The organism is Caballeronia sp. TF1N1 (assembly GCF_022878925.1).
GTDB lineage: Bacteria > Pseudomonadota > Gammaproteobacteria > Burkholderiales > Burkholderiaceae > Caballeronia.
Window position 1 is genome coordinate 72021 of record NZ_CP084628.1, and the last position, 18684, is coordinate 90704.

Here is an 18684-nt window from a genome sequence, read left to right on the forward strand (position 1 = left end):
GGCAAGGCACCATCGCCAATGGCGATGACAAAGCTACGTCGAACGGCTGACGCCATGCGCGTTCAGCACGTCGCGCAGGATCTCGACGAAGCGCCGGGCCGCGTTCGACAGCGGCTCGACGTGCGAATAGATGAGACTCGCGGTCAGCCGATGCTCGGCTTCGGCGCGCAACGGCACGACATCGAGCAGGTCTCGCATGGCGGAATCGATGCAGAACGGATCGACCACCGCCACGCCGACGCCTTCCCTCGCGAGCGTGCAGGCGCTGATGGCCGAGCGCACGCGCACGACCGGCTCCGGCCGCCGCTCGTTCCTGAATACGTGCCCGACGATCCGTCCGAGCGGCGTGTCCTGCTCGTAATCGATCCACGGCATGGCGGCGACCTGTTTCGGGTCGAGCGCACGCCGCCGGGCCAGCGCGCCTTTTTTCGCGACACAGAGAAGCCGTCCGCTTGCAATCGGCATGGTGACGAGGTTCGGGTGCTCGACGGCGAACATCGATACGCCGATGCAGTTCTTGCCGAACAGCACGCGAGGCACGAGATGGTTGTGCGTGAGCGGTTCGAACTGAATGGGCAACTGCTGGAATTCGGCGTGGAATCGTGCAATGGCGAGCGGCACGAGATGCACGCCGAGACTCGGGCTGCATACGATGTTGAGCTTGCCGCTCGTGCCGTCGGCGAGAGAACGGACGAGATTATCGACGCGCTCGATGCCTTCATACGCGCGCATGACTTCGTCGAAGATACGTTTTGCCTCGGGCGTCGGATAGAGCCGGCCGCGCATGCGTTCGAAGAGCAAGAACCCGAGTCGGCTTTCCGTCACCTGCAAGACACGGCTCACGGAGGGCTGCGCCACATACAGCGAACGCGCGGCCTCGCTGATGGAACCCGTCATCATGATCGCGCGGAATACCTCGATCTGCCGCAGGCTCATGGTGCGCGTGTTGGGAATTTCCTCGTCGTAGTTCATGGGCTTGGTCGTTGTTCATCGCGCCGTCATGTTGCCGCGCCGCCGCTTTCGGATGTAAGTGAACCGCCCGCAGTGTAGCGCGGGCACCGCCGCGCGACGAATCCATGCAGCGCGTCTATGGGATACGAAATTTGAACTATTTCACGGCGAATATCGACGTTGCTATGGTTCGTTCTAGTCGAGCCCCGCGAAGAGAGTCGATCCGAGCCATGCCCAAGCTTATCCATTTCCTGAATCCGAACGGTCTCGCCACCGTCACGCGCGAGATCGAAAAGACCGTGTGCGCGCTTCGAGGCGCGGACGACGCGCCCGTTTGCTTCGAGACGCTTTTCGCGGTCGACGGCGGCATCGAAACCCAGCGCGATGCCGACCGCGCCGCCGTCGCCGTGGCCGAGTACGTCGCGCGGCATGAAGCGTCGGCGAGTGCGTTCGTCATCGCGTGCTACAGCGATCCCGGCTTGCACGCCGCGCGCGAACTCACGCAACAGCCGGTGCTAGGCATCGGTGCCGCGGCCATGGGCGTCGCGCTTGCGCGCGGGTCGCGCATCGGCGTGATCGCGGCGAGCACGCACGGCATGCCGCGTCACTGGCGGTCTTATCATGCGGCGCGCATCGCACAGACGGTCGCGGGAGAGCGCGCCGTGAATCTTGGCGTGGCCGAATCGGGCAACCGAGACGCCGCGCTCGACAAGCTCATCGCGACCGGCCGCGCGCTGTGTGACGAAGATGGCGCCGATGTCATCGTGCTCGGCTGCGCGGGCATGACGCCGCTTCGCGCCGATATCGAAGCGGCGCTCGGCGTGCCGGTAATCGATCCGTGCTCGACGGCCGCCTCGCTCGCCTTCGCCATCTGTCGCGAGCGGCAGGACCCATGGCGTCCGACATGAACGCCGCACTCATTGCGCTTCCGCGTCTCGGTGTGCTTGGCGGCATGGGGCCGCTCGCCACCGCCGACTTTCTCGTCAAGCTGATTCAGGCGACGCCCGCCGCGTCCGATCAAGAGCATATGCCGGTCATCGTGCATAACGTGCCGCAAGTACCCGATCGCAGCACGGCCTTTCTCGCGGGATCGGACGCGCCCTGGCCGCATCTGCTCGACGGCCTGCGCACGCTCGAAGCGGCCGGTTGCGCGGCCATCGCGATTCCTTGCAATACGGCGCACGTCTGGCACGAGCGGCTCGCGCAGGAGACGGCACGGCCGGTGCTGCATATCGGCGAGGCAGCGCTTCGAGCGCTTGCGGTGAAGTGCCCCGGTGCGCGGCGAGTCGGCATGCTCGCGACGACAGCGACGCTCAAAGCGCGCATCTATCACGATCAACTGGCTGCAAGCGGCATAGACGCGATCGAACCGGGTCAGATGTCGCAGACGACGCAGGTCATGGGCGCAATCGCCGCCGTGAAAGGCGGGAGAATCGACGAAGCGCGTGCGTGGCTCAAAAGCGCCGCTCATGCACTGATCGATCGCGGCGCCGACGCGTTGCTCATGGCGTGCACGGAAATTCCGGTGGCGCTGGCGGGCGTTGCGCTCGACGTACCCGCAATCGACCCGACCGAAGCGCTCGCGCGTGCAAGCGTCGACTGGTGGCTCGCCGCGCGCGAGCGAACCAACACCTCTGAATTCTCAAGCGGACAAAAGACATGCAGCAATTTGATCTGACCATACGTCATGGACTCGTCGCGTCGGACGAGGCAGTCTTCGAGGCGGACGTCGGCGTGGTCGGCGACCGGATCGTCGAAGTGGCGCGCGGCCTGCCCGCAGGCAAACGCGATATCGACGCGACCGGACGCTACGTGCTGCCGGGCGGTATCGACACGCACTGTCACGTCGAGCAACGCTCGGGCATGGGAATCATGGGCGCCGACGACTGGTACTCCGCAAGCGTCGCGGCGGCCCACGGCGGCACCACCATGATCGTACCGTTCGCCGCGCAGCATCGCGGACAATCGCTCAAACAAGTGGCCGAAGACTACGCGGCGCTCGCGCGGGCAAAGTCGGTGATCGACTATAGCTATCACCTGATTGTCTCGGAGACGGACCACCGCACGCTTCAGGAAGATCTCGTCGAGCAGATTCGCCGGGGCATCACGTCGTTCAAGGTCTACATGACCTACGATCAATTGAAGATCGACGACTACCAGATGCTCGACGTGCTGGCTCTCGCCGCACGCGAACGCGCGCTCGTGATGGTACATGCCGAAAACAACGACGTGATCCGCTGGGTCTCGCAAAAGCTGCTCGAAAGCGGCCGCACCGCGCCGAAGTACCACGCGACGAGTCACGTGGCGCTGGCGGAATCCGAAGCGACGAATCGCGTGATCCAGCTCGCCAGGCTTTTCGACGCGCCCGTGCTCATCGTTCACGTGTCCGCGCAGGACGCGCTCGCGACCATCGGCGCGGCGCAGCGCATGGGCGCGCAAGTGTACGGCGAGACCTGTCCGCACTATCTGCTGCTCACCGAAGACGCGATGGACCTTCCCGGAGTCGAAGGCGCGAAATATTGCTGCAGCCCACCGCTGCGCGACGCGAACGCTCAGCAAGCCTTGTGGGCGGCGCTGAAGGCGGGCGTGTTGCAGACGGTGTCGTCGGATCATGCGCCGTATCGCTTCGACGAATCCGGCAAGCTGCCGCATGGCGAAGCCACCACGTTCAAGCAGATGGCCAACGGCATGCCCGGACTCGAAGTGCGCCTGCCGCTGCTGTTCTCCGAAGGCGTTCACAAGGGGCGCATGACGCTGCCCGAGTTCGTCGCGCTGAGTTCGACGAATCATGCGCGCATGTACGGCATCGCGCCGCGCAAAGGGCTGATCGAAGCGGGCGCGGATGCGGACATGGCGGTTTGGGACCCACACCATGAAGTCGTGCTGACAGCCTCCGCATTGCACGATCGCGTGGGCTACACGCCCTACGAGGGGACGAAGGTAACGGGCTGGCCGCGCACGGTGGTGAGCGCGGGCCGCGTGATCGTCGATGACGCCGGCTTTCATGCCGAACCCGGCAGCGGCCGCTTCATTGCACGCTCGACGCCGTTGCCCTATCAGGCCACGCGCGAAGTCTCCGCGAGCGGCCGGTTTTTCCGCGCGCTTGCCGACGCCGGGACAGGCGCTCTCCACCCGTCTTTCGGATACCCCGAACATCAACACCCGGAACAAAAGAGGAAGTCATGAGCAAGTCACGCAAAATCGGCCTGGCCGTCGCGCAAATGGGACCGGTCCATCTCGCAGATGACCGTCGGGCGGTCGTCGAGCGGCTCGTCGCCATGCTGCACGAAGCGAAAGCGCGCAGTGCAAAGCTGGTCGTGTTCCCGGAGCTCGCGCTCACCACGTTTTTTCCGCGCTACTGGATGAGCGAGGAAGCGGCCATGGAACGCTTCTTCGAGCGATCGATGCCGAATCCCGACGTACAGCCGCTCTTCGACGCCGCGCGCGACGCGGGCATCGGCTTCTATCTCGGCTATGCGGAACTGACGGCGCAAGGCGAGCGCTTCAATACGTCGATCATCGTCGATGACAGCGGCAAGATCGTCGCGAAGTATCGCAAGACGCATTTGCCGGGGCATTCGGAGCACAAGCCGGACGCGCCTTTCCAGCATCTGGAAAAGAAGTTTTTCGCGGTGGGCAACTCGGGTTTTCCTGTCGTCGACACGATGGGCGCGCGCCTCGGCATGTGTATCTGCAACGACCGCCGCTGGCCGGAAACATGGCGCGCGATGTCGCTGCAAGGCGCGGAACTCGGCGTGCTCGGCTACAACACGCCGTCCGAGAACATTCATTGGCCCGAACCGGTCCATTTGCGCATGCATACCCATCTCGTCACGTTGCAGGCGAGCGCTTATCAGAATGCGATGTGGATTGCCGCGGCCGCCAAATGCGGCAAGGAAGACGGCTTTCATATGATCGGCGGCTCGGTGATTGTCGCGCCTTCGGGCGAGATCGCCGCGCAAAGCATGAGCGAAGACGACGAGGTGATCTTCGCGAACGTCGATCTCGCGCTCGGCGACACGTTCCGCGAGCACGTCTTCAACTTCGCGAAGCATCGGCGGCCGGAACATTACGGGCTGATCGTCGAGCGCACCGGCGCGGGCGCGCCGCTGCCGCACGATCCAGACGCGCTCAATTAAGGCGTCCACGGGGAGACCACACATGAACGACGACATCACGCAAGATGCATCGGCGTCGGCACGGCCGGCGTCTTACGGCAGCTCGCCACAAAGCGCCACGGACAAATCGATATTCGGACCGCCGCACGTGCGCGCGCTCGTCGCATCGATTTCCGGCTACGCCATGGACGGCTTCGACCTGCTGATCCTCGGCTTCATGCTGAGCCTCATCTCGGCGGACCTTGGACTCAGCTCCGCGCAGGCGGGCTCGCTCGTTACGTGGACGCTAGTCGGCGGCGTCGCGGGTGGCATCGGCTTCGGAATACTCAGCGATTATCTCGGCCGCGTGCGCGTGCTCACTTACACCATTTTGCTCTTTGCGCTGTTCACCGGTCTGTGCGCTTTCGCGACCGGATACCACGACCTGCTAGCGTATCGCTTCGTGGCGGGCCTGGGACTTGGCGGCGAGTTCGGTATCGGCATGGCGCTCGCCATCGAGGCGTGGCCCGCCGAAAAGCGCGGACGCGTCTCCTCGTATGTCGGCATGGGCTGGCAGATCGGCGTGCTGATCGCGGCGCTGCTGACGCCGGTATTGTTGCCGCATATCCGCTGGCGCGGCATGTTTCTCGTGGGACTCGCGCCCGCCGTGTTGTCGTTCGTCATCCGCAAGGCGATTGGCGAACCGAAGATCTTCATCGAGAAAGCAATCAGGAGGCGGCACGAATTTCCCCTCAAGACGCTGTTTCGCGATCGGGAAACGCGACGCCGCAGCATCGGCATGATCATCATGTGTTCGGTGCAGAACTTCGGCTACTACGGTCTCATCATCTGGATGCCGGGCTATCTGACGAAGGCGTTCGGCTTCACGCTCGCCAAGTCGGCGACATGGACGGCGGCGTCGATTCTCGGCATGCTGGTCGGCATCTGGATCTTCGGGCAGCTCGCGGACAGAATCGGCAGGAAGCCTACCTTCGTGATCTATCAGTTGGGCGCGCTCGTCATGGTGTTCGTCTACTCGCGCATGACGACGCCCGAGGCGCTACTGATTGGCGGCATGGTGGTCGGCGTGTTCGTAAACGGCATGATGGGCGGCTATGGCGCGCTCATGGCCGAGTTGTATCCGACTCATGCACGCGGCACCGCGCAGAATGTGCTGTGGAGCATCGGTCGCGCGGTCGGCGGGTTCGGACCGCTCGCGATCGGCGCGGTGGCGAGCTATTACTCGTTCGGCACGGCCATCGCGGCGCTGGCTTGTATCTATATCGTCGATGTCGTCGCGACTGTCGTGCTGATTCCGGAGTTGAAGGGCGTGGAGTTGGAGTGAGCGGACGTGACAGGCGGAAAACGCTGGCCGGCGGTCGGGATGCATCGCGAGACCGATCACACCCCGACGAGGGCTAGCGTTTGCCACGCCCGCCAGCCGGCTTACCTGCAACCGCGGCTGGCTTGCTGCCGGATTTGCTACGCGGCTTCTTCACGCTAAACGGATTGACGCCGGACAATCCTGTGTCTTGTTGCGCCACAGGCTTGCGCTTGTTTTCACCACCCTGCGGGCGCGACTTCTTGCCGGGCACCGGCGCCGCGCCCGGCGTAACCTGCGGCACTTTCGGCTTTTTGGGCTTTTTAGGTTTTTTGACGATCTCGCCCGTCGCGCTGGTTTGCGGCACGCGATGCTTCGCTTCGAAGCCTGGCTCTTCCCGACGCACCAGCGTTTGCCGGATCAGCGCTTCGATCGCGGCCAGTTGCGGCGCTTCATCGGCACATACGAGCGACACCGCCACGCCGCTCGCGCCCGCGCGACCGGTGCGGCCTATGCGGTGCACATAGTCTTGCGCCACGATCGGCAGATCGACGTTGATGACCAAAGGCAGGTCGTCGATATCCAGTCCGCGCGCAGCCACATCGGTGGCGACCAGCATATGGACTTCGCCAGTCTTGAAGCGTTCGAGTGCATGCAAACGCGCGGGTTGCGGCTTGTCGCCGTGGATGGTGTCGACCGAATAACCCGCTTCATCCAGCACGGCCGCCAGATAGTCGACGCCATTACGGGTCTTGACGAACACCAGCGCGTGCTCCCACTTGTTCTCGGCCACGAGGTGCATGAAGAGTTCAGGCTTGTTCCTCTTATCCACCGTCACCACCCACTGCTTGATATTGCTGGCCGTGGCATTGGGCGGGCTGACGCTGATGTTGACCGGGTCGCGCAGAATGCTCGCGGCCATGGCGCGGATTTCATCGGAGAACGTGGCGGAGAACAGCAGCGTCTGACGCTTTGCGGGCAAGGCGGCGAACACGGCGTTGAGTTCGCGTGCGAAGCCCAGATCGAGCATGCGGTCGGCTTCATCCAGCACTAGCGTCTGTACTCGATCGAACTGCACCGCATTTTGGCGATTCAGATCCAGCAAACGGCCCGGTGTGGCAACCAGCACATCGACGCCTTTGCGCAAGGCCATCATCTGCGGATTGATGCTCACGCCGCCATACGCGGCCAGGAATCGCAGGTCCAGGCCTTCGCCGTAATCGATAAAGCTTTGCAGCACTTGTTCAGCCAGTTCGCGCGTGGGCACGAGAACCAGAACGCGCGCGCGATTGCTCGACACGGCCGGCCCGTGTTGCACCAGCCGTTGCAGCAGCGGCAGCGCAAAACCCGCGGTCTTGCCCGTGCCGGTCTGCGCGGCGGCCATGACGTCCTGGCCACCGAGCACAGCAGGAATCGCCTTGACCTGCACCGGCGTGGGTGTCTGGTAATTGAGCTTCTGCAGGTTGCGCAGCAACGGATCGATCAGGCCAAGCGAGGCAAAAGACATGCAGGTATTCCGGGCTAAAACCGCAATTTTAGCGGTTACGGCGCTCGTTGCATGCGCTGAGCCATATCGACAGCGAGCAGCGTCGGCAGTCTCTTACAGGACGTCGACGGAATCCAACGGTAAGGAGCGCTCATGCAGCAGGAAGCGCCTTGAGTGACGCCCTTCACTTCTCGGTGCGTGGTTTCTCGATGGTGACTTTCGCCATGGCCGACCAGTCTCGCTCGCCCAATCCCGCCGCGACGGTTTCAGTCATCCGTTCGTAGACGGCGGCAAGCATCGGCAACGCGGCGCCCAGTTCTTGCGCGGCTTCAGACGCGAGTCGCAGATCCTTCAGTCCGAGCGATGCCTTGAACCCCGGTTCGTAGTGTCCATCCGCGATATTCGCCGAATAGACTTGATACGACCGGCTGCCGAACGACGTATTTAGATCGTGAGGTTTGCCGCTGCCGGCATCAGGGCGCTCGTCGCGACAAGTCCGGACGCTGTGCCGAAACTCGCTGCGAAACCGCCGGCGGCGAAGCGTTCGAAGCGCGTGGAGCAGTCGGGTTCAGCATGACGGGAGCCTGGAGGAACGATCATGCAAGATGTCGGGGCACGTGCAACGCCTGACCGCGACGCGAACGTGTTGGCTATCCGGTCGTTTCCATTCCCGCAGAACATTCGGACGGCCGCGTCTCTGTTCGTCATCGCACAGTTCGTGTATGGGAGTACGTAGTCAGTCCCGCCTTCCTAACTTATATTTGCATCGGCACCGCAAAAAACGTCCCCGCCCTGATCACCCGCGACCGATGTCCGGTCAAATGCTTCCTCCAAGCGGCGACTCTCAACGCATTGCGCTACAACCAAAAAGGATACGACGCAATGATGTCTTTCCGCTCGGCAATCAAGCCTTTGATGGAACCGACCCTCACGCGCTGCATGGCGCTGGCGTCCGCCGTGTTGCTGGCATCGTGCGGCGGCTCGGACCATACCGATACCACGGTGCCCGACACCATCATGCAGGTGATGAAAAAGCCTGCGTACAGCGGCGCGACGTGGACCATGCAGGTCGTCGATCTGGATTCCGGACATGTCATCTACGATCTCGACTCGGGCTCACAGGTGTTCATCGCGTCCGTGCGTAAGCTCTTCTCCACAGCCAATGCGCTCGACGTCATCGGTGCGCAGCATCGACTGGTGACGCCGGTCTACAAGCAAGGCACCGTCGATGCAAACGGCACGCTCACCGGCAATCTCGTACTCGTCGCGAGCGGCGATCTCACCATGGGCGGTCGCGCGAATCCGGACGGGACGATCGCGCTCACCGCGTTCGATCACAACGAAGCCAATAGTGTCGGCAACGCGCAACTGACCACGCCCGATCCGCTCGCCGGTTACAATGCGCTGGCCGCGCAGGTCGCCGCCTCGGGCATCAAGACGGTCAATGGCGATGTGGTGATCGACGATCGTCTGTTCGACGCGTTCGACTTCCGCGATGAATTCAACGTGACGCCGATCCTGGTCAACGACGATCTCGTGGATGTCGCCTTCAACGCGAGCGCGCAAGGTGCGCTGCTGCCGTTCGTGTACCGGCCTCAGTCGGCGGCGTTCACGGTGCAATCGACGCTCACCACGGGCGCGCCGACGTCGGACTTCGCCGTCGTGCTCAATCAGGCATTCCCGGATGAGCCGCTCGACTGTATCGGCCAGGCTACCTGTGTCGGCGAAGTGAGCGGCACGGTGCCGGCGGGGGTTCCGCCCGCGCTGACCGGCGTGTATCCGCTGGTGCAGACGTTTCGCATCACCGATCCCTCCACGTATGCGCGCACGGTGCTGATCGAAGCGCTCGCACGCGCGGGCGTAACCGTGACGGCCGCGCCCGTCAAGGCGAATCCGGTTGCATCCTTGCCGGCGCAAGGTTCTTATTCGAGCGCGCAACGGGTCGCCCAACTCACCGCCGCTCCGTATGCGCAGGATCTGCGTTTCGTGAACAAGGTGAGCTACAACATCGGCGCGGACATTACGCTGATGCAATACGGACTGGCGAAGAACGGCTCGCGCACCATGGCCACGGCGCTTACGACCGAACAAGGCGAACTGTCTTCGACCTTCGGCATTTCGCCGGACCAGTATCACTTCATCGACGGCAGCGGCGGCGGCGATACCACCGCGAACGCGAAGGCTGTCATCACGCTGCTGCGCGCCATGCGGCTCAAGCCCGACTATGCGACATACGTCGATACTTTGCCGGTACTCGGCGTCGATGGCTCGCTCACGACCGTCACCGGCTTCGAGGCCGATCCGACGCTAGCCGGTGCCAAGGGTCGTGTCTACGCCAAGACCGGCACGTATGGCGGTTTGAGCAACACCACACCGCCCGTGCCGCTTCTCAAGTCACAGGCGCTTGCGGGGTATATCGATGCAAGGAGCGGCCGGCGGCTTGCCTTCTTCCTGACCGTGAATAACGTGCCGTTCGTGGGGCTGGAAACCATCCTCGATGCTTTCCAGGACGAAGGCGAGATTGCGGCGCAAATCTGGAAACTGCAATGATGCGACATATGCCGTGGGTCGCTGACTTCGTCGGCGGCCTCACGCTGCCGAAAGATCGATCATTGTCAGCATTGTCAGAACAGATGATGAATCCCGGCGAGACACACCACCTGCTTCCTGCCCGAAGCCGCCCCGATGCCAAGCGTATTGGCCACCGCGCCGCCGCCCGCCGTTTCGAACATCACATCGGCATAAAGCTGGGTTGTCTTCGATAGCGAATACACATTGGCCGCCGTGAATTGCGTCCAGCGACGCGCGCCGAGCGTCGCCGTCCATGCGCCCACGCCGATTTCCTCCGCGGGTGTCACGCGCAGATTCGCACCGCCGTCGATGCTGCGAAAATGTTCGCTGCCGCCCTTGGACGCGATGCGCATATCGGTTGCGAGCGCATGCAGCGTGACGCGCTCGAACCGGTACGAGCCACCAATACCCATCTCCCGCACCTGGCTCGCATTGAACGTGGCGCCGGGCGCGAGCGTCTGACCTTCGAACGAAGTCAGCCCGAGCCCGCTGGATAGCGGCAGCAGCCGGTCGCGGTACTCCGAATACACCGCCACCAGTTTGAGCGGACCCTTGGTATAGTTCCCACCGAAACTGATCGTCCGCCCGTTGGTATTGCTGGCCGATGCACCCGGAAATCCATAAAGCGCGCCGACGCTCAGGCCGCGATATGCAGCGCTCTTCCACTTGACCGTGCTCGATAACTGCACGGGAAGCGTGCTGCCGAGACCATCGAGATTGCCTGGATGAAACGCGGAAAAGTCGCCGAGCAACTGAGCTGTCGAAACCGAGCCGAGCCAGTCGAAGTTCCAGTCGGTCTGACGCCCGAGCGTGACCGTGCCGAGCGTCGCGTCGGACATTCCGACATAGGCTTGTCGATTGAAGAACGTCGTGCTGCTGGCGGATGCACCCGTCGTCGTGACAAAACCGCTTTCGAGCCTGAACAGCACCGAGCGCCCCGCGCCGATATCCTCGACACCCTGAAAGCCGAAGCGGTCCGCCTGCAAGGTCCCCTGCTGCGCGATATAAGCCGACGAGCCGCGCAAATTGCTCACGTATCCAATACCCGAATCGATGCTGCCGTATAACGTGACGCTGCTTTGCGCGAATGCCAGCGGCGAAACGACGAGCGTGGTCAAACCCGCGACGAGTGTCGCGCGATGAATTTTTGTTGTCATGCTGTCTGGGAGGAGCGTTAGAAGGAGAACTGCCTGAGCTCGAAAGTCCGGAAATCAGGTTGACTGAACCTTCTCCACCGGCGCGAGACGCCACGCGCCGAATATGAGATTGACGATGATCGCCGTCAGCGTGCCCGCCGCCATGCCGTTACCCATCACGATCTGCAGCGAGCCGGGAAGCGCTGCATAGACGTTGGGCACGAGTATCGGTAACAGACCCATCACGAGCGCCGCAGCCAGCGTGTACTGATTGCCGCGCGCGTGCAGATCGACCTTGCCGAGCAGGTTGATCCCCATCACGCCGATCATCGCGAAGACGATCAGCGCGGTGCCGCCGACCACGGGCGCCGGAATCGCGTAGGCAAGGCGTCCGAGCGGCACGAACAGCGCGATGAGCATCAGCATCACGCCCGCCGTCGCGGTGACGTAGCGAGACCGCACACGCGTGGTCTGCACGACGCCGATATTCTCCGCGCTCGTGATGATGAGCGACGTGCCGAGCAACGAGCCGATCAGCGACGCCAGCGCATCGCCGCGAATCGTGCGCGGTACGTCGCGGCGAACGTCGATCTTCCTGCCCGTGATCTCGCCGACGGCAACCGTCTGCCCAGTGGCTTCGGCCATCGAAATGACACTGAAGATCAGCATGGGAAGCGCGGCCAGCACGTCGAAGCGCGGCATGCCGAAGGGCAATAGCATCGGCCACGTGAAGAGCGGGCCGCTCCAGAGGCCGCTTAGGGACATCGAACCCATTGCCCAGGCGGCGAACGTGCCGATGACAAGACCCAGCAGCACCGCGAGCCTGCCCAGCGTGCCCTTGAAGAGACGCGCGACCGCGAGCGTGGCCACGATGGTCAGCAGCGCAAGTCCGAGCGCCTCGGGCCGCGCAAAGCCCGGCGTCCCCGGCTGCCCGACGACGATTCCGGCGTAAATCCTGATGAGACTGACCGAGACGAGCAGCAGCATGGCGCCCACGACCACGCGCGGAAAGAAGCGCAGACAGCGCGCGAATACCGGCAGCACGATCCAGTAGAAGAGACTGGTGAGGATCGCCGCGCCCGCCGCGGTACGCAGATCCGTTTGCATCGCGATGACGGCGAAGAGCATCGCGGGCGCGCCGCCCGGCACCATCACGAATGGCAGCCGCGCGCCCACCGGCCCCGCGCCGAGCGACTGTAAGATCGTGCCGGCGCCGCACACGAAGAACGTCGCGCCGATCAAATGCACGGTCATCTCGGCTGGCAGCGACAACATGCGCGACATCAGAAAGACCGCCGTAACGGGCGATGCGGCCATGGACAGCACATGTTGCAAACCGAACAGCGCGAGTTGCCATGCGGGCAAACGCGCGTCGACATCATGCGTGGCGGATTCAGCTTTCACGAGACCCCCATGGTTTCGAAGCGCGTGGCGCACGGCGCTCAAGCAGGCAACCACGGCAATTGCTCGCGGCGGTAGCGGAAGGTTTGAAAGACGCTGTTCAATTGCCCCGGACCTGTCTTGCGGGCCGCTTCGTCCGGGTATTCGGCGAACCACGGAATCACGTATTCCCATACCACTTCGCCTGCGGGCGTGACTTCGAAAAGACGCCCCGTCGCCGATTCGGTGATGTGCGTGTTGCCGTTCGCGAGCCGCTGCGCGTTGCCCATGAACGCGCTGTAGAACATATTGACCATGTCGTCGGCGTAAGACCATACGATTTCGTGCGTCGACGGATCGATCTCCAACACACGCGAGAACGCCACGTGCGCGCCTGCGCGAAAGTTGCCGTTGTCGAACGTGAGGATGTTGCCGTTGGCGAGCGCGACCGGCGCATGCTGATGCGAAACCACGTCCGGTGGGATATGCATGGTCACGTGGCCCGTTCGACGGTCGACCGCGATAATGCCCGACGTGGTGCGCAAGCTCATCAGCACCTCGCCTTGCGCGTTCACACCGAGCCCGTTCACGAGCGGCCAGTGATAACGGCCGAAGCCCGGCGCGATAGGAAAGTCTTTCGGATCGAGATGCTCCCAGGCTTTCCATTCCCACACGAGTTCGCCCGCGCGATTCACTTCGCGGATCACGTCCGCGGACATGGGCTCGTCCGGACCATGCGCCGTGCCGCCCGGCACGCGATCGGCGAAACCCGCGGGCACCGGCGCGCACGCGGCGTACAGCAGGTTTCCGTTCGGCAGCCACTGCGCGTCGTGATGATGCGCCGGGTCCTGGTACCGCCACACTACCTCGCCCTCCGGCGATACTTCGTAGAAATCGCCGCCGTGCCACATCGACCAAGGCGCATATCGATCTTCCGAATCCGCATGATTGCCGTTGTAACCGAGATTGCCGTTCGGGAGAATCACCGCATGACGGCCGGGGCGCACCGGCATCTGCCATTCATGCACGACTTCGCCGCGCATATCGACGAGAAACACGCGCCCGCCTGCCGTTTGCGGCGCGATCAGCGTATAGCCGCCAGCGGACAGGTTCGGGTCGTGCGCTATGAGCCCGACGCCACGGCGACGCTGGGTGATTTGATCGACGGTGGTAGTCACGGTTTGCTCCGTTAAGATGATGGAGCAAAATTTAGGCTATTCCACGCGTCAGTAAAACCTGATTGTTTTAAACGGGTCGTCAGAAAAATCCATACGGTAAGCCATGCGTCCGATATCACAGACCTTCCGTTGCTTCGACGAAGTCGTCAGGCGCGGTTCCATCCGCAAGGCGGCCGAATCGCTGCATCTGACCGCGGCTGCGGTGCATCAGCAGATCCTCAATCTGGAAGAACAGGTCGGCTCGCCGCTCTTCGACCGCTTGCCGCGCGGCATGCAGCTCACCACGGCGGGCGAGATCATCATCGCGGCCGTGCGGCGCGGTCAGCGCGATTTCGACAACGCGATGACTCAGGTCGAGGACTTGCGCTCGCTGCGGCGCGGACACGTCAATCTGGCCGTGTCGCCTTCGTCGGCGGAGTATCTGGTGCCCGGCGCGATTCAGGCCGCGATGACGCGCTATCCGGGCGTCACCTACAGCGTGCGTTCGGGTAACGGCGAAAACATCTTGAAGTGGGTGGAGACCGGTGAGGCCGACATTGGCTACGGCCTGCGTCGCAAGCCGCCGCCCGGCGTCGTGGAAGTGCGCGCATACGTGCAGCACCTCGGCGTGGTCACGCCACCGGGACATCCGCTCACGAAACTCCAGCGACGTCCGCGACTACGCGACTGCCTTGGCTATCCGCTCATCCTGATGTCGCCGGATACCGAATTGCGCGCGATGGTCGATCAAATCGATCACCGCGACCGGCGCAATGCGCGACCGCTCGTCGAAACCAGTTCGGTCGCCATGGTGCGCCGGCTGGTGGCGGATGGCATCGGCATCGGCTTTCTGATTGCGGAGAATGTCGCGGAAGACGTCGCCGGGGGCAAGCTCGCATGGACGCCGCTCGCCGATGCGGGCGCGCAATCGTCCAGTTGCCTGTATCAACGCTCCGATCTGACGACCACGGTCGCGATGGGCATGTTCCTGCAATTTCTCGGACAGGCTATCGAGCAAACCGAGGACCGCTTTCACACGTCGACGCGCCCCGTGCGCAAGCGCGGCGCACGGGTCTAGCGAGCACTATCCTAGCGATGATACTTGTCGTCGAGCTCGTTGATCGCGTTCACATTGCCCGCGCTGCGTCCATTCTCGTCGAAGGTATTGGCGAGAAACGAATCGGCTATGGTCTTCGCGACTTCAGGTCCGATCACGCGCGAGCCCATCGTGATGATCTGCGCGTTGTTGGAAAGCGCCGCGCGTTCCGCCGAATAAGTATCGTGGCACAGCGCGGCGCGAATGCCCGGCACCTTGTTCGCCGAGATGCTTACACCAATGCCCGTCCCGCACACGAGAATCGCGCGATCGTATTCGCCGCTCATCACACCAGAGGCCACGCGGTCCGAGAGATTGGCGTAAAACTCGTTCGGGCTCGCCTCATTGTGCGACACCTCGAATACCTCGAAGCGGTCCTTCAAATAATCCGCCAGCACGCGTGCAAGTCCCACTCCGGCGCTGTCTCCACCAATTGCTAGCTTCATGAGTATCTCCGTCGATTGTTCGATGCAGGTGGCGCATGCCAAGTCAAAGCACCGCGCCGACGCGTTTCAAAATATCCAGATAGCCGCTCACGCTCCACGCCGAACGGCCGATGAAAAGTCCATCGATGTGCGGGCACGCGGCCAGTTCCGCGCAGTTGCCCGGATTGACGGAGCCGCCGTACAAACAGGGAATGCTTCGCCCGAGCGTTTCCTCCGCCACTTTGCTGATCTCGGCTTGACGCGCATCCGCATATTCGGGACTAGCCGGAATGCCGCTCTCGCCGATAGCCCATACAGGCTCGTACGCGAGCAGAATCGGCGCCGTTCGTTGTTCTGGAGAAAGACGCGCCAACGCGCCGCGCACCTCGGTGGCCAATACGTCCGCAGCGCGTCCGCTCTCTTTGTCGGCGAGCGTTTCGCCAATGCAGATCAGCGGCGTCAATCCGTGACGCACGGCGGCCTCGACCTTGCGTCCGACGGTGTCGTCGGTTTCGCCGAAGTGCTCGCGCCGTTCGGAATGGCCGAGTTCGACGAGATCCATGCCGCAATCGACCAGCATCGGCGGGGAAATCTCGCCGGTCCACGCGCCCTCTTCGGCCCAATGCATGTTTTGCGCGCCGACCTTGACATTGGTCTCGGCGAGAATCGACTTCACTTCGCGAATCGCGGTGAACGGCGGAATCACGAAGCACTGGATTCGCGGGTCGTCAGGGCTCGCGAGCAAACCCTCGGCGAAAGCGATCGCTTGCGCCAGGGTCTTGTTCATCTTCCAGCTCGTGCCAACCCAGAACGGGGTATCAGACATGGTTAGGTTGTCGGACAGTGTGTCTTGCAAATGAGGCCGCGTCATGCGCCGGACGTGCCTCATGCCCGCCCGGCGCGCGGATGAAAACGCCTGCTAGGTCACTTCGAAAGCACGAACGGCGCGGTGTATTTCGACACGTTCGCCTTCGTGATCAGCACGCAGTCGAACAACTGCTTTTCGCTGGCGGCGCCCGTCTTGCCGGTCTTCAGGAACTGATCGGCTTCCTGCACGGCCTTGGCGGAAAACTCCGCGACCGGTTGCAGCACGGTGTACTGCAACTCGCCCGCTTTCACTGCCTCGACCGCGGCCGGCGAGCCATCGAAACCACCGACTTTCACGTTCTTCAGCTTGCCCGATTGCTTGAGCGCCGCAATCGCGCCGAGCGCCATTTCATCGTTGCCGCTGATCACGCCGATCACATCCGGGTGCGCCTGGAGCAGGCTCTGCGTTGCATTGAAGCCTTGCGTACGATCCCAGTTGGCCACTTGCGAGCCGACCATCTTCAGATCCGGATACTGCGAGAGCACCGACTTGTAGCCGTTGGACCGCGTCGCGGCGTTGTTATCCGAAGGCGAGCCGAGCAATTCGACATAGTTGCCCTTCGACCCGACATCCTTCGTCCATTGCTGAGCACCGAGCGCCGCGCCTTGCGCGTTGTTCGACACGAGCTGCGCCTTCGCGAGCCCCGGCTGGTTGATTTCCGCGTTGACGAGGAACACCGGAATGTTCGCGGCAATCGCCTTCTTCACGGCGCCGACGGAGCCGCTCGCATTGGCCGGATCGAGAATGATCGCAACCGACTTGTTGGTGATGGCCGTGTCGATCTGCTGGCTTTCGGTGTTCGTGTCGCCTTTCGATGCCGACACGTTTGCGCTATAGCCTAGCTTCTTGGCTTCCGCCGCCGCGATGTTGCCTTCGGCGAGCCAGTAAGGATTGGCGGGATCGTTGACGATAATGCTGATCAGCCCGCCCGCCGCCTGAGCCTGGCTCGCAAACAAGGGCGCAGCCACGGCGAGGGCCGCAAGGATCAAGGTCTTTCTCTTCATAGTCATGGCGTGTCTCTTTCTTGGGTTGGTGTTGGCGCAGGACTTCGATATTCTTCTCGCGTGCCGGAGGTCGGGCTATGCCTTGCCGCCGCCTTGCGGAGAAGCCAGTGGGCCGCCGGTCGGCGTCGGACGCTTGACCTTGCGGCGATATTGAATGGCGTTGAGCAACACCGCGAGCACGATGACCGCGCCGGTGAATACCGTTTGCCAGTAAGACGAGATGCCGATAATCACGAGCCCGTCGGACAGAAAGCCGATCACGAACGCGCCGAGCAACGTGCCGCGAATGTTGCCGGTGCCGCCCATCAGCGATGCCCCGCCGATCACGACCGCCGCGATGGCCGTGAGTTCGTAGGTCGTGCCCGCGGTCGGCCCGGCGGACGTGAGCTGCGACGAAAGAATCAGTCCCGCGATAGCCGCGCACATTCCCGACAACATGTACACGCTGATCAGCACGCGCTTCACGGGCACGCCCGACAATTCCGCCGCGCGGTCGTTGCCGCCGGACGCATAGAGCCAGCGCCCGAAGGCCGAGCGATTGAGCGCGATACTGCCGAGAATCGCGATGATCGCGAGAATCAGCACGCCCACCGGCACGTTGAACAAGCGGTCGAAGCCCAGGTAGTCGAAGCCGGTATTGCCCAGGTCCGCCTGACCGCCCAGGTTGTTGTACGTGAGGCCATTGGTCATGAGAAGGGCGAAACCGCGCACCACGTACATCACGCCGAGCGTGGCGACGAAAGCCGGCACCTTGAAGCGCGCAATGAGAATGCCGTTCACGAGCCCGATGAACGCGCCGAGCGCGCAGCACAGCACCACCACGACCCAGACCGACGGGTACATGACGACCCCGAACATATTGAGCGTCACGCCTTGCATGAAAAATCCAGCGACGACGCCCGACAGCCCGAGCGTCGAACCCACCGACAAATCAATGCCGCCGTTGATGATCACGAGCAGCATGCCGATCGCGAGAATCCCGTAGATAGCCACGTGTGAGGCCATCGTAAGGAAATTTTCTACTGCGAAATAATTCGGCGAGAGAAACGAAAAGATGATGATGATGGCGATCAGCGCGAAGAACGCGCGTCCTTCGAGCAGCACTTTGCCGAGGTCGAACCCTTCGCCGGACGATCCGGAGCGAGTCGATGTTTTGGCAGCGTCGTTCATGTTCAATGTCTCCAGGCATGTT

At 62.9% G+C, this 18684-nt stretch carries 17 protein-coding genes; 7 read left to right on the forward strand and 10 right to left on the reverse strand.

The window, feature by feature from the left end; translation table 11 throughout:
• Positions 1 to 33: 33 nt before the first annotated feature.
• Positions 34 to 972 (reverse strand): LysR substrate-binding domain-containing protein, encoded by a 939-nt coding sequence (locus LDZ28_RS21160; protein ID WP_244830407.1) that lies wholly within the window; start codon positions 970 to 972, stop codon positions 34 to 36.
• 209 nt (positions 973 to 1181) lie between these two features.
• On the opposite strand from LDZ28_RS21160, the gene LDZ28_RS21165 reads away from it, so the two are divergent.
• The 5 genes from LDZ28_RS21165 to LDZ28_RS21185 are packed head-to-tail and all read left to right on the forward strand — an operon-like array spanning position 1182 to position 6393.
• Positions 1182 to 1859, forward strand: a complete 678-nt coding sequence (locus LDZ28_RS21165; RefSeq protein ID WP_244830408.1) for an aspartate/glutamate racemase family protein — start codon at positions 1182 to 1184, stop codon at positions 1857 to 1859.
• A complete protein-coding gene (locus LDZ28_RS21170; protein ID WP_244830413.1) occupies positions 1856 to 2629 on the forward strand; it encodes an aspartate/glutamate racemase family protein in 774 nt (257 codons plus the stop codon). Before LDZ28_RS21165 ends, LDZ28_RS21170 begins: the two co-directional genes overlap by 4 nt.
• Positions 2611 to 4137, forward strand: a complete 1527-nt coding sequence (hydA, locus tag LDZ28_RS21175) for a dihydropyrimidinase (RefSeq protein ID WP_244830415.1) — start codon at positions 2611 to 2613, stop codon at positions 4135 to 4137. Before LDZ28_RS21170 ends, hydA begins: the two co-directional genes overlap by 19 nt.
• The gene (locus LDZ28_RS21180; protein ID WP_244830417.1) at positions 4134 to 5090 is read left to right on the forward strand and encodes an N-carbamoyl-D-amino-acid hydrolase; all 957 of its coding nucleotides are present in this window, start codon (positions 4134 to 4136) and stop codon (positions 5088 to 5090) included. The genes hydA and LDZ28_RS21180 overlap by 4 nt, the downstream gene beginning before the upstream one ends.
• Positions 5091 to 5112: 22 nt before the next feature.
• Positions 5113 to 6393 carry an MFS transporter gene (locus LDZ28_RS21185; RefSeq protein WP_244830418.1) on the forward strand — a complete coding sequence of 427 codons (1281 nt, stop codon included), beginning with the start codon at positions 5113 to 5115 and terminating at the stop codon, positions 6391 to 6393.
• Positions 6394 to 6466: 73 nt separating this feature from the next.
• Here the strand turns inward: LDZ28_RS21185 and LDZ28_RS21190 are convergent, their stop codons facing one another.
• Together LDZ28_RS21190 and LDZ28_RS32700 are read right to left on the reverse strand one after the other, a co-directional pair.
• The gene (locus LDZ28_RS21190; RefSeq protein WP_244830419.1) at positions 6467 to 7876 is read right to left on the reverse strand and encodes a DEAD/DEAH box helicase; all 1410 of its coding nucleotides are present in this window, start codon (positions 7874 to 7876) and stop codon (positions 6467 to 6469) included.
• Between the two features lie 163 nt (positions 7877 to 8039).
• Positions 8040 to 8417 (reverse strand): NAD-binding protein, encoded by a 378-nt coding sequence (locus LDZ28_RS32700; RefSeq protein ID WP_255784900.1) that lies wholly within the window; start codon positions 8415 to 8417, stop codon positions 8040 to 8042.
• A 320-nt stretch (positions 8418 to 8737) separates the two neighbouring features.
• Between LDZ28_RS32700 and dacB the strand changes: the two genes are divergently transcribed.
• On the forward strand, positions 8738 to 10405 hold the full coding sequence (gene dacB, locus LDZ28_RS21200; protein ID WP_370652245.1) for a D-alanyl-D-alanine carboxypeptidase/D-alanyl-D-alanine-endopeptidase: 1668 nt from the start codon (positions 8738 to 8740) through the stop codon (positions 10403 to 10405).
• 74 nt (positions 10406 to 10479) lie between these two features.
• Here dacB and LDZ28_RS21205 read toward each other — a convergent pair whose 3' ends face one another.
• From LDZ28_RS21205 to LDZ28_RS21215, 3 genes are read right to left on the reverse strand one after another with little or no spacing between them, the layout of a single operon-like run.
• Positions 10480 to 11583, reverse strand: coding sequence for a porin (locus LDZ28_RS21205; RefSeq protein ID WP_244830420.1), 1104 nt, complete (start codon positions 11581 to 11583; stop codon positions 10480 to 10482).
• 54 nt (positions 11584 to 11637) lie between these two features.
• Positions 11638 to 12966, reverse strand: coding sequence for a uracil-xanthine permease family protein (locus LDZ28_RS21210; RefSeq protein WP_244830422.1), 1329 nt, complete (start codon positions 12964 to 12966; stop codon positions 11638 to 11640).
• Positions 12967 to 13004: 38 nt separating this feature from the next.
• Positions 13005 to 14120 carry an aryl-sulfate sulfotransferase gene (locus LDZ28_RS21215; protein WP_244830424.1) on the reverse strand — a complete coding sequence of 372 codons (1116 nt, stop codon included), beginning with the start codon at positions 14118 to 14120 and terminating at the stop codon, positions 13005 to 13007.
• A gap of 103 nt (positions 14121 to 14223) precedes the next feature.
• On the opposite strand from LDZ28_RS21215, the gene LDZ28_RS21220 reads away from it, so the two are divergent.
• Positions 14224 to 15177 (forward strand): LysR family transcriptional regulator, encoded by a 954-nt coding sequence (locus LDZ28_RS21220; protein ID WP_244830425.1) that lies wholly within the window; start codon positions 14224 to 14226, stop codon positions 15175 to 15177.
• Between the two features lie 11 nt (positions 15178 to 15188).
• Here the strand turns inward: LDZ28_RS21220 and LDZ28_RS21225 are convergent, their stop codons facing one another.
• From LDZ28_RS21225 to LDZ28_RS21240, 4 genes are all read right to left on the reverse strand, one after another.
• A complete protein-coding gene (locus LDZ28_RS21225; protein WP_244830427.1) occupies positions 15189 to 15641 on the reverse strand; it encodes an RpiB/LacA/LacB family sugar-phosphate isomerase in 453 nt (150 codons plus the stop codon).
• Positions 15642 to 15684: 43 nt separating this feature from the next.
• The gene (locus tag LDZ28_RS21230) at positions 15685 to 16446 is read right to left on the reverse strand and encodes a triose-phosphate isomerase (protein ID WP_244830429.1); all 762 of its coding nucleotides are present in this window, start codon (positions 16444 to 16446) and stop codon (positions 15685 to 15687) included.
• 98 nt (positions 16447 to 16544) lie between these two features.
• Entirely contained in the window at positions 16545 to 17498 is a 954-nt protein-coding gene (locus LDZ28_RS21235) for a D-ribose ABC transporter substrate-binding protein (protein ID WP_244830431.1), read from the reverse strand.
• A 69-nt stretch (positions 17499 to 17567) separates the two neighbouring features.
• The gene (locus tag LDZ28_RS21240; protein WP_244830432.1) at positions 17568 to 18662 is read right to left on the reverse strand and encodes an ABC transporter permease; all 1095 of its coding nucleotides are present in this window, start codon (positions 18660 to 18662) and stop codon (positions 17568 to 17570) included.
• Between the last annotated feature and the right edge of the window lie 22 nt (positions 18663 to 18684).

Bases quoted from the DNA above. Each gene is read 5' to 3' on its own strand.
- LDZ28_RS21160 (WP_244830407.1), bottom strand. From the start codon at position 972: ATGAACTACGACGAGGAAATTCCCAACACGCGCACCATGAGCCTGCGG.
- LDZ28_RS21165 (WP_244830408.1), top strand. From the start codon at position 1,182: ATGCCCAAGCTTATCCATTTCCTGAATCCGAACGGTCTCGCCACCGTC.
- LDZ28_RS21170 (WP_244830413.1), top strand. From the start codon at position 1,856: ATGAACGCCGCACTCATTGCGCTTCCGCGTCTCGGTGTGCTTGGCGGC.
- hydA (WP_244830415.1), top strand. From the start codon at position 2,611: ATGCAGCAATTTGATCTGACCATACGTCATGGACTCGTCGCGTCGGAC.
- LDZ28_RS21180 (WP_244830417.1), top strand. From the start codon at position 4,134: ATGAGCAAGTCACGCAAAATCGGCCTGGCCGTCGCGCAAATGGGACCG.
- LDZ28_RS21185 (WP_244830418.1), top strand. From the start codon at position 5,113: ATGAACGACGACATCACGCAAGATGCATCGGCGTCGGCACGGCCGGCG.
- LDZ28_RS21190 (WP_244830419.1), bottom strand. From the start codon at position 7,876: ATGTCTTTTGCCTCGCTTGGCCTGATCGATCCGTTGCTGCGCAACCTG.
- dacB (WP_370652245.1), top strand. From the start codon at position 8,738: ATGATGTCTTTCCGCTCGGCAATCAAGCCTTTGATGGAACCGACCCTC.
- LDZ28_RS21205 (WP_244830420.1), bottom strand. From the start codon at position 11,583: ATGACAACAAAAATTCATCGCGCGACACTCGTCGCGGGTTTGACCACG.
- LDZ28_RS21220 (WP_244830425.1), top strand. From the start codon at position 14,224: ATGCGTCCGATATCACAGACCTTCCGTTGCTTCGACGAAGTCGTCAGG.
- LDZ28_RS21225 (WP_244830427.1), bottom strand. From the start codon at position 15,641: ATGAAGCTAGCAATTGGTGGAGACAGCGCCGGAGTGGGACTTGCACGC.
- LDZ28_RS21230 (WP_244830429.1), bottom strand. From the start codon at position 16,446: ATGTCTGATACCCCGTTCTGGGTTGGCACGAGCTGGAAGATGAACAAG.
- LDZ28_RS21235 (WP_244830431.1), bottom strand. From the start codon at position 17,498: ATGACTATGAAGAGAAAGACCTTGATCCTTGCGGCCCTCGCCGTGGCT.
- LDZ28_RS21240 (WP_244830432.1), bottom strand. From the start codon at position 18,662: ATGAACGACGCTGCCAAAACATCGACTCGCTCCGGATCGTCCGGCGAA.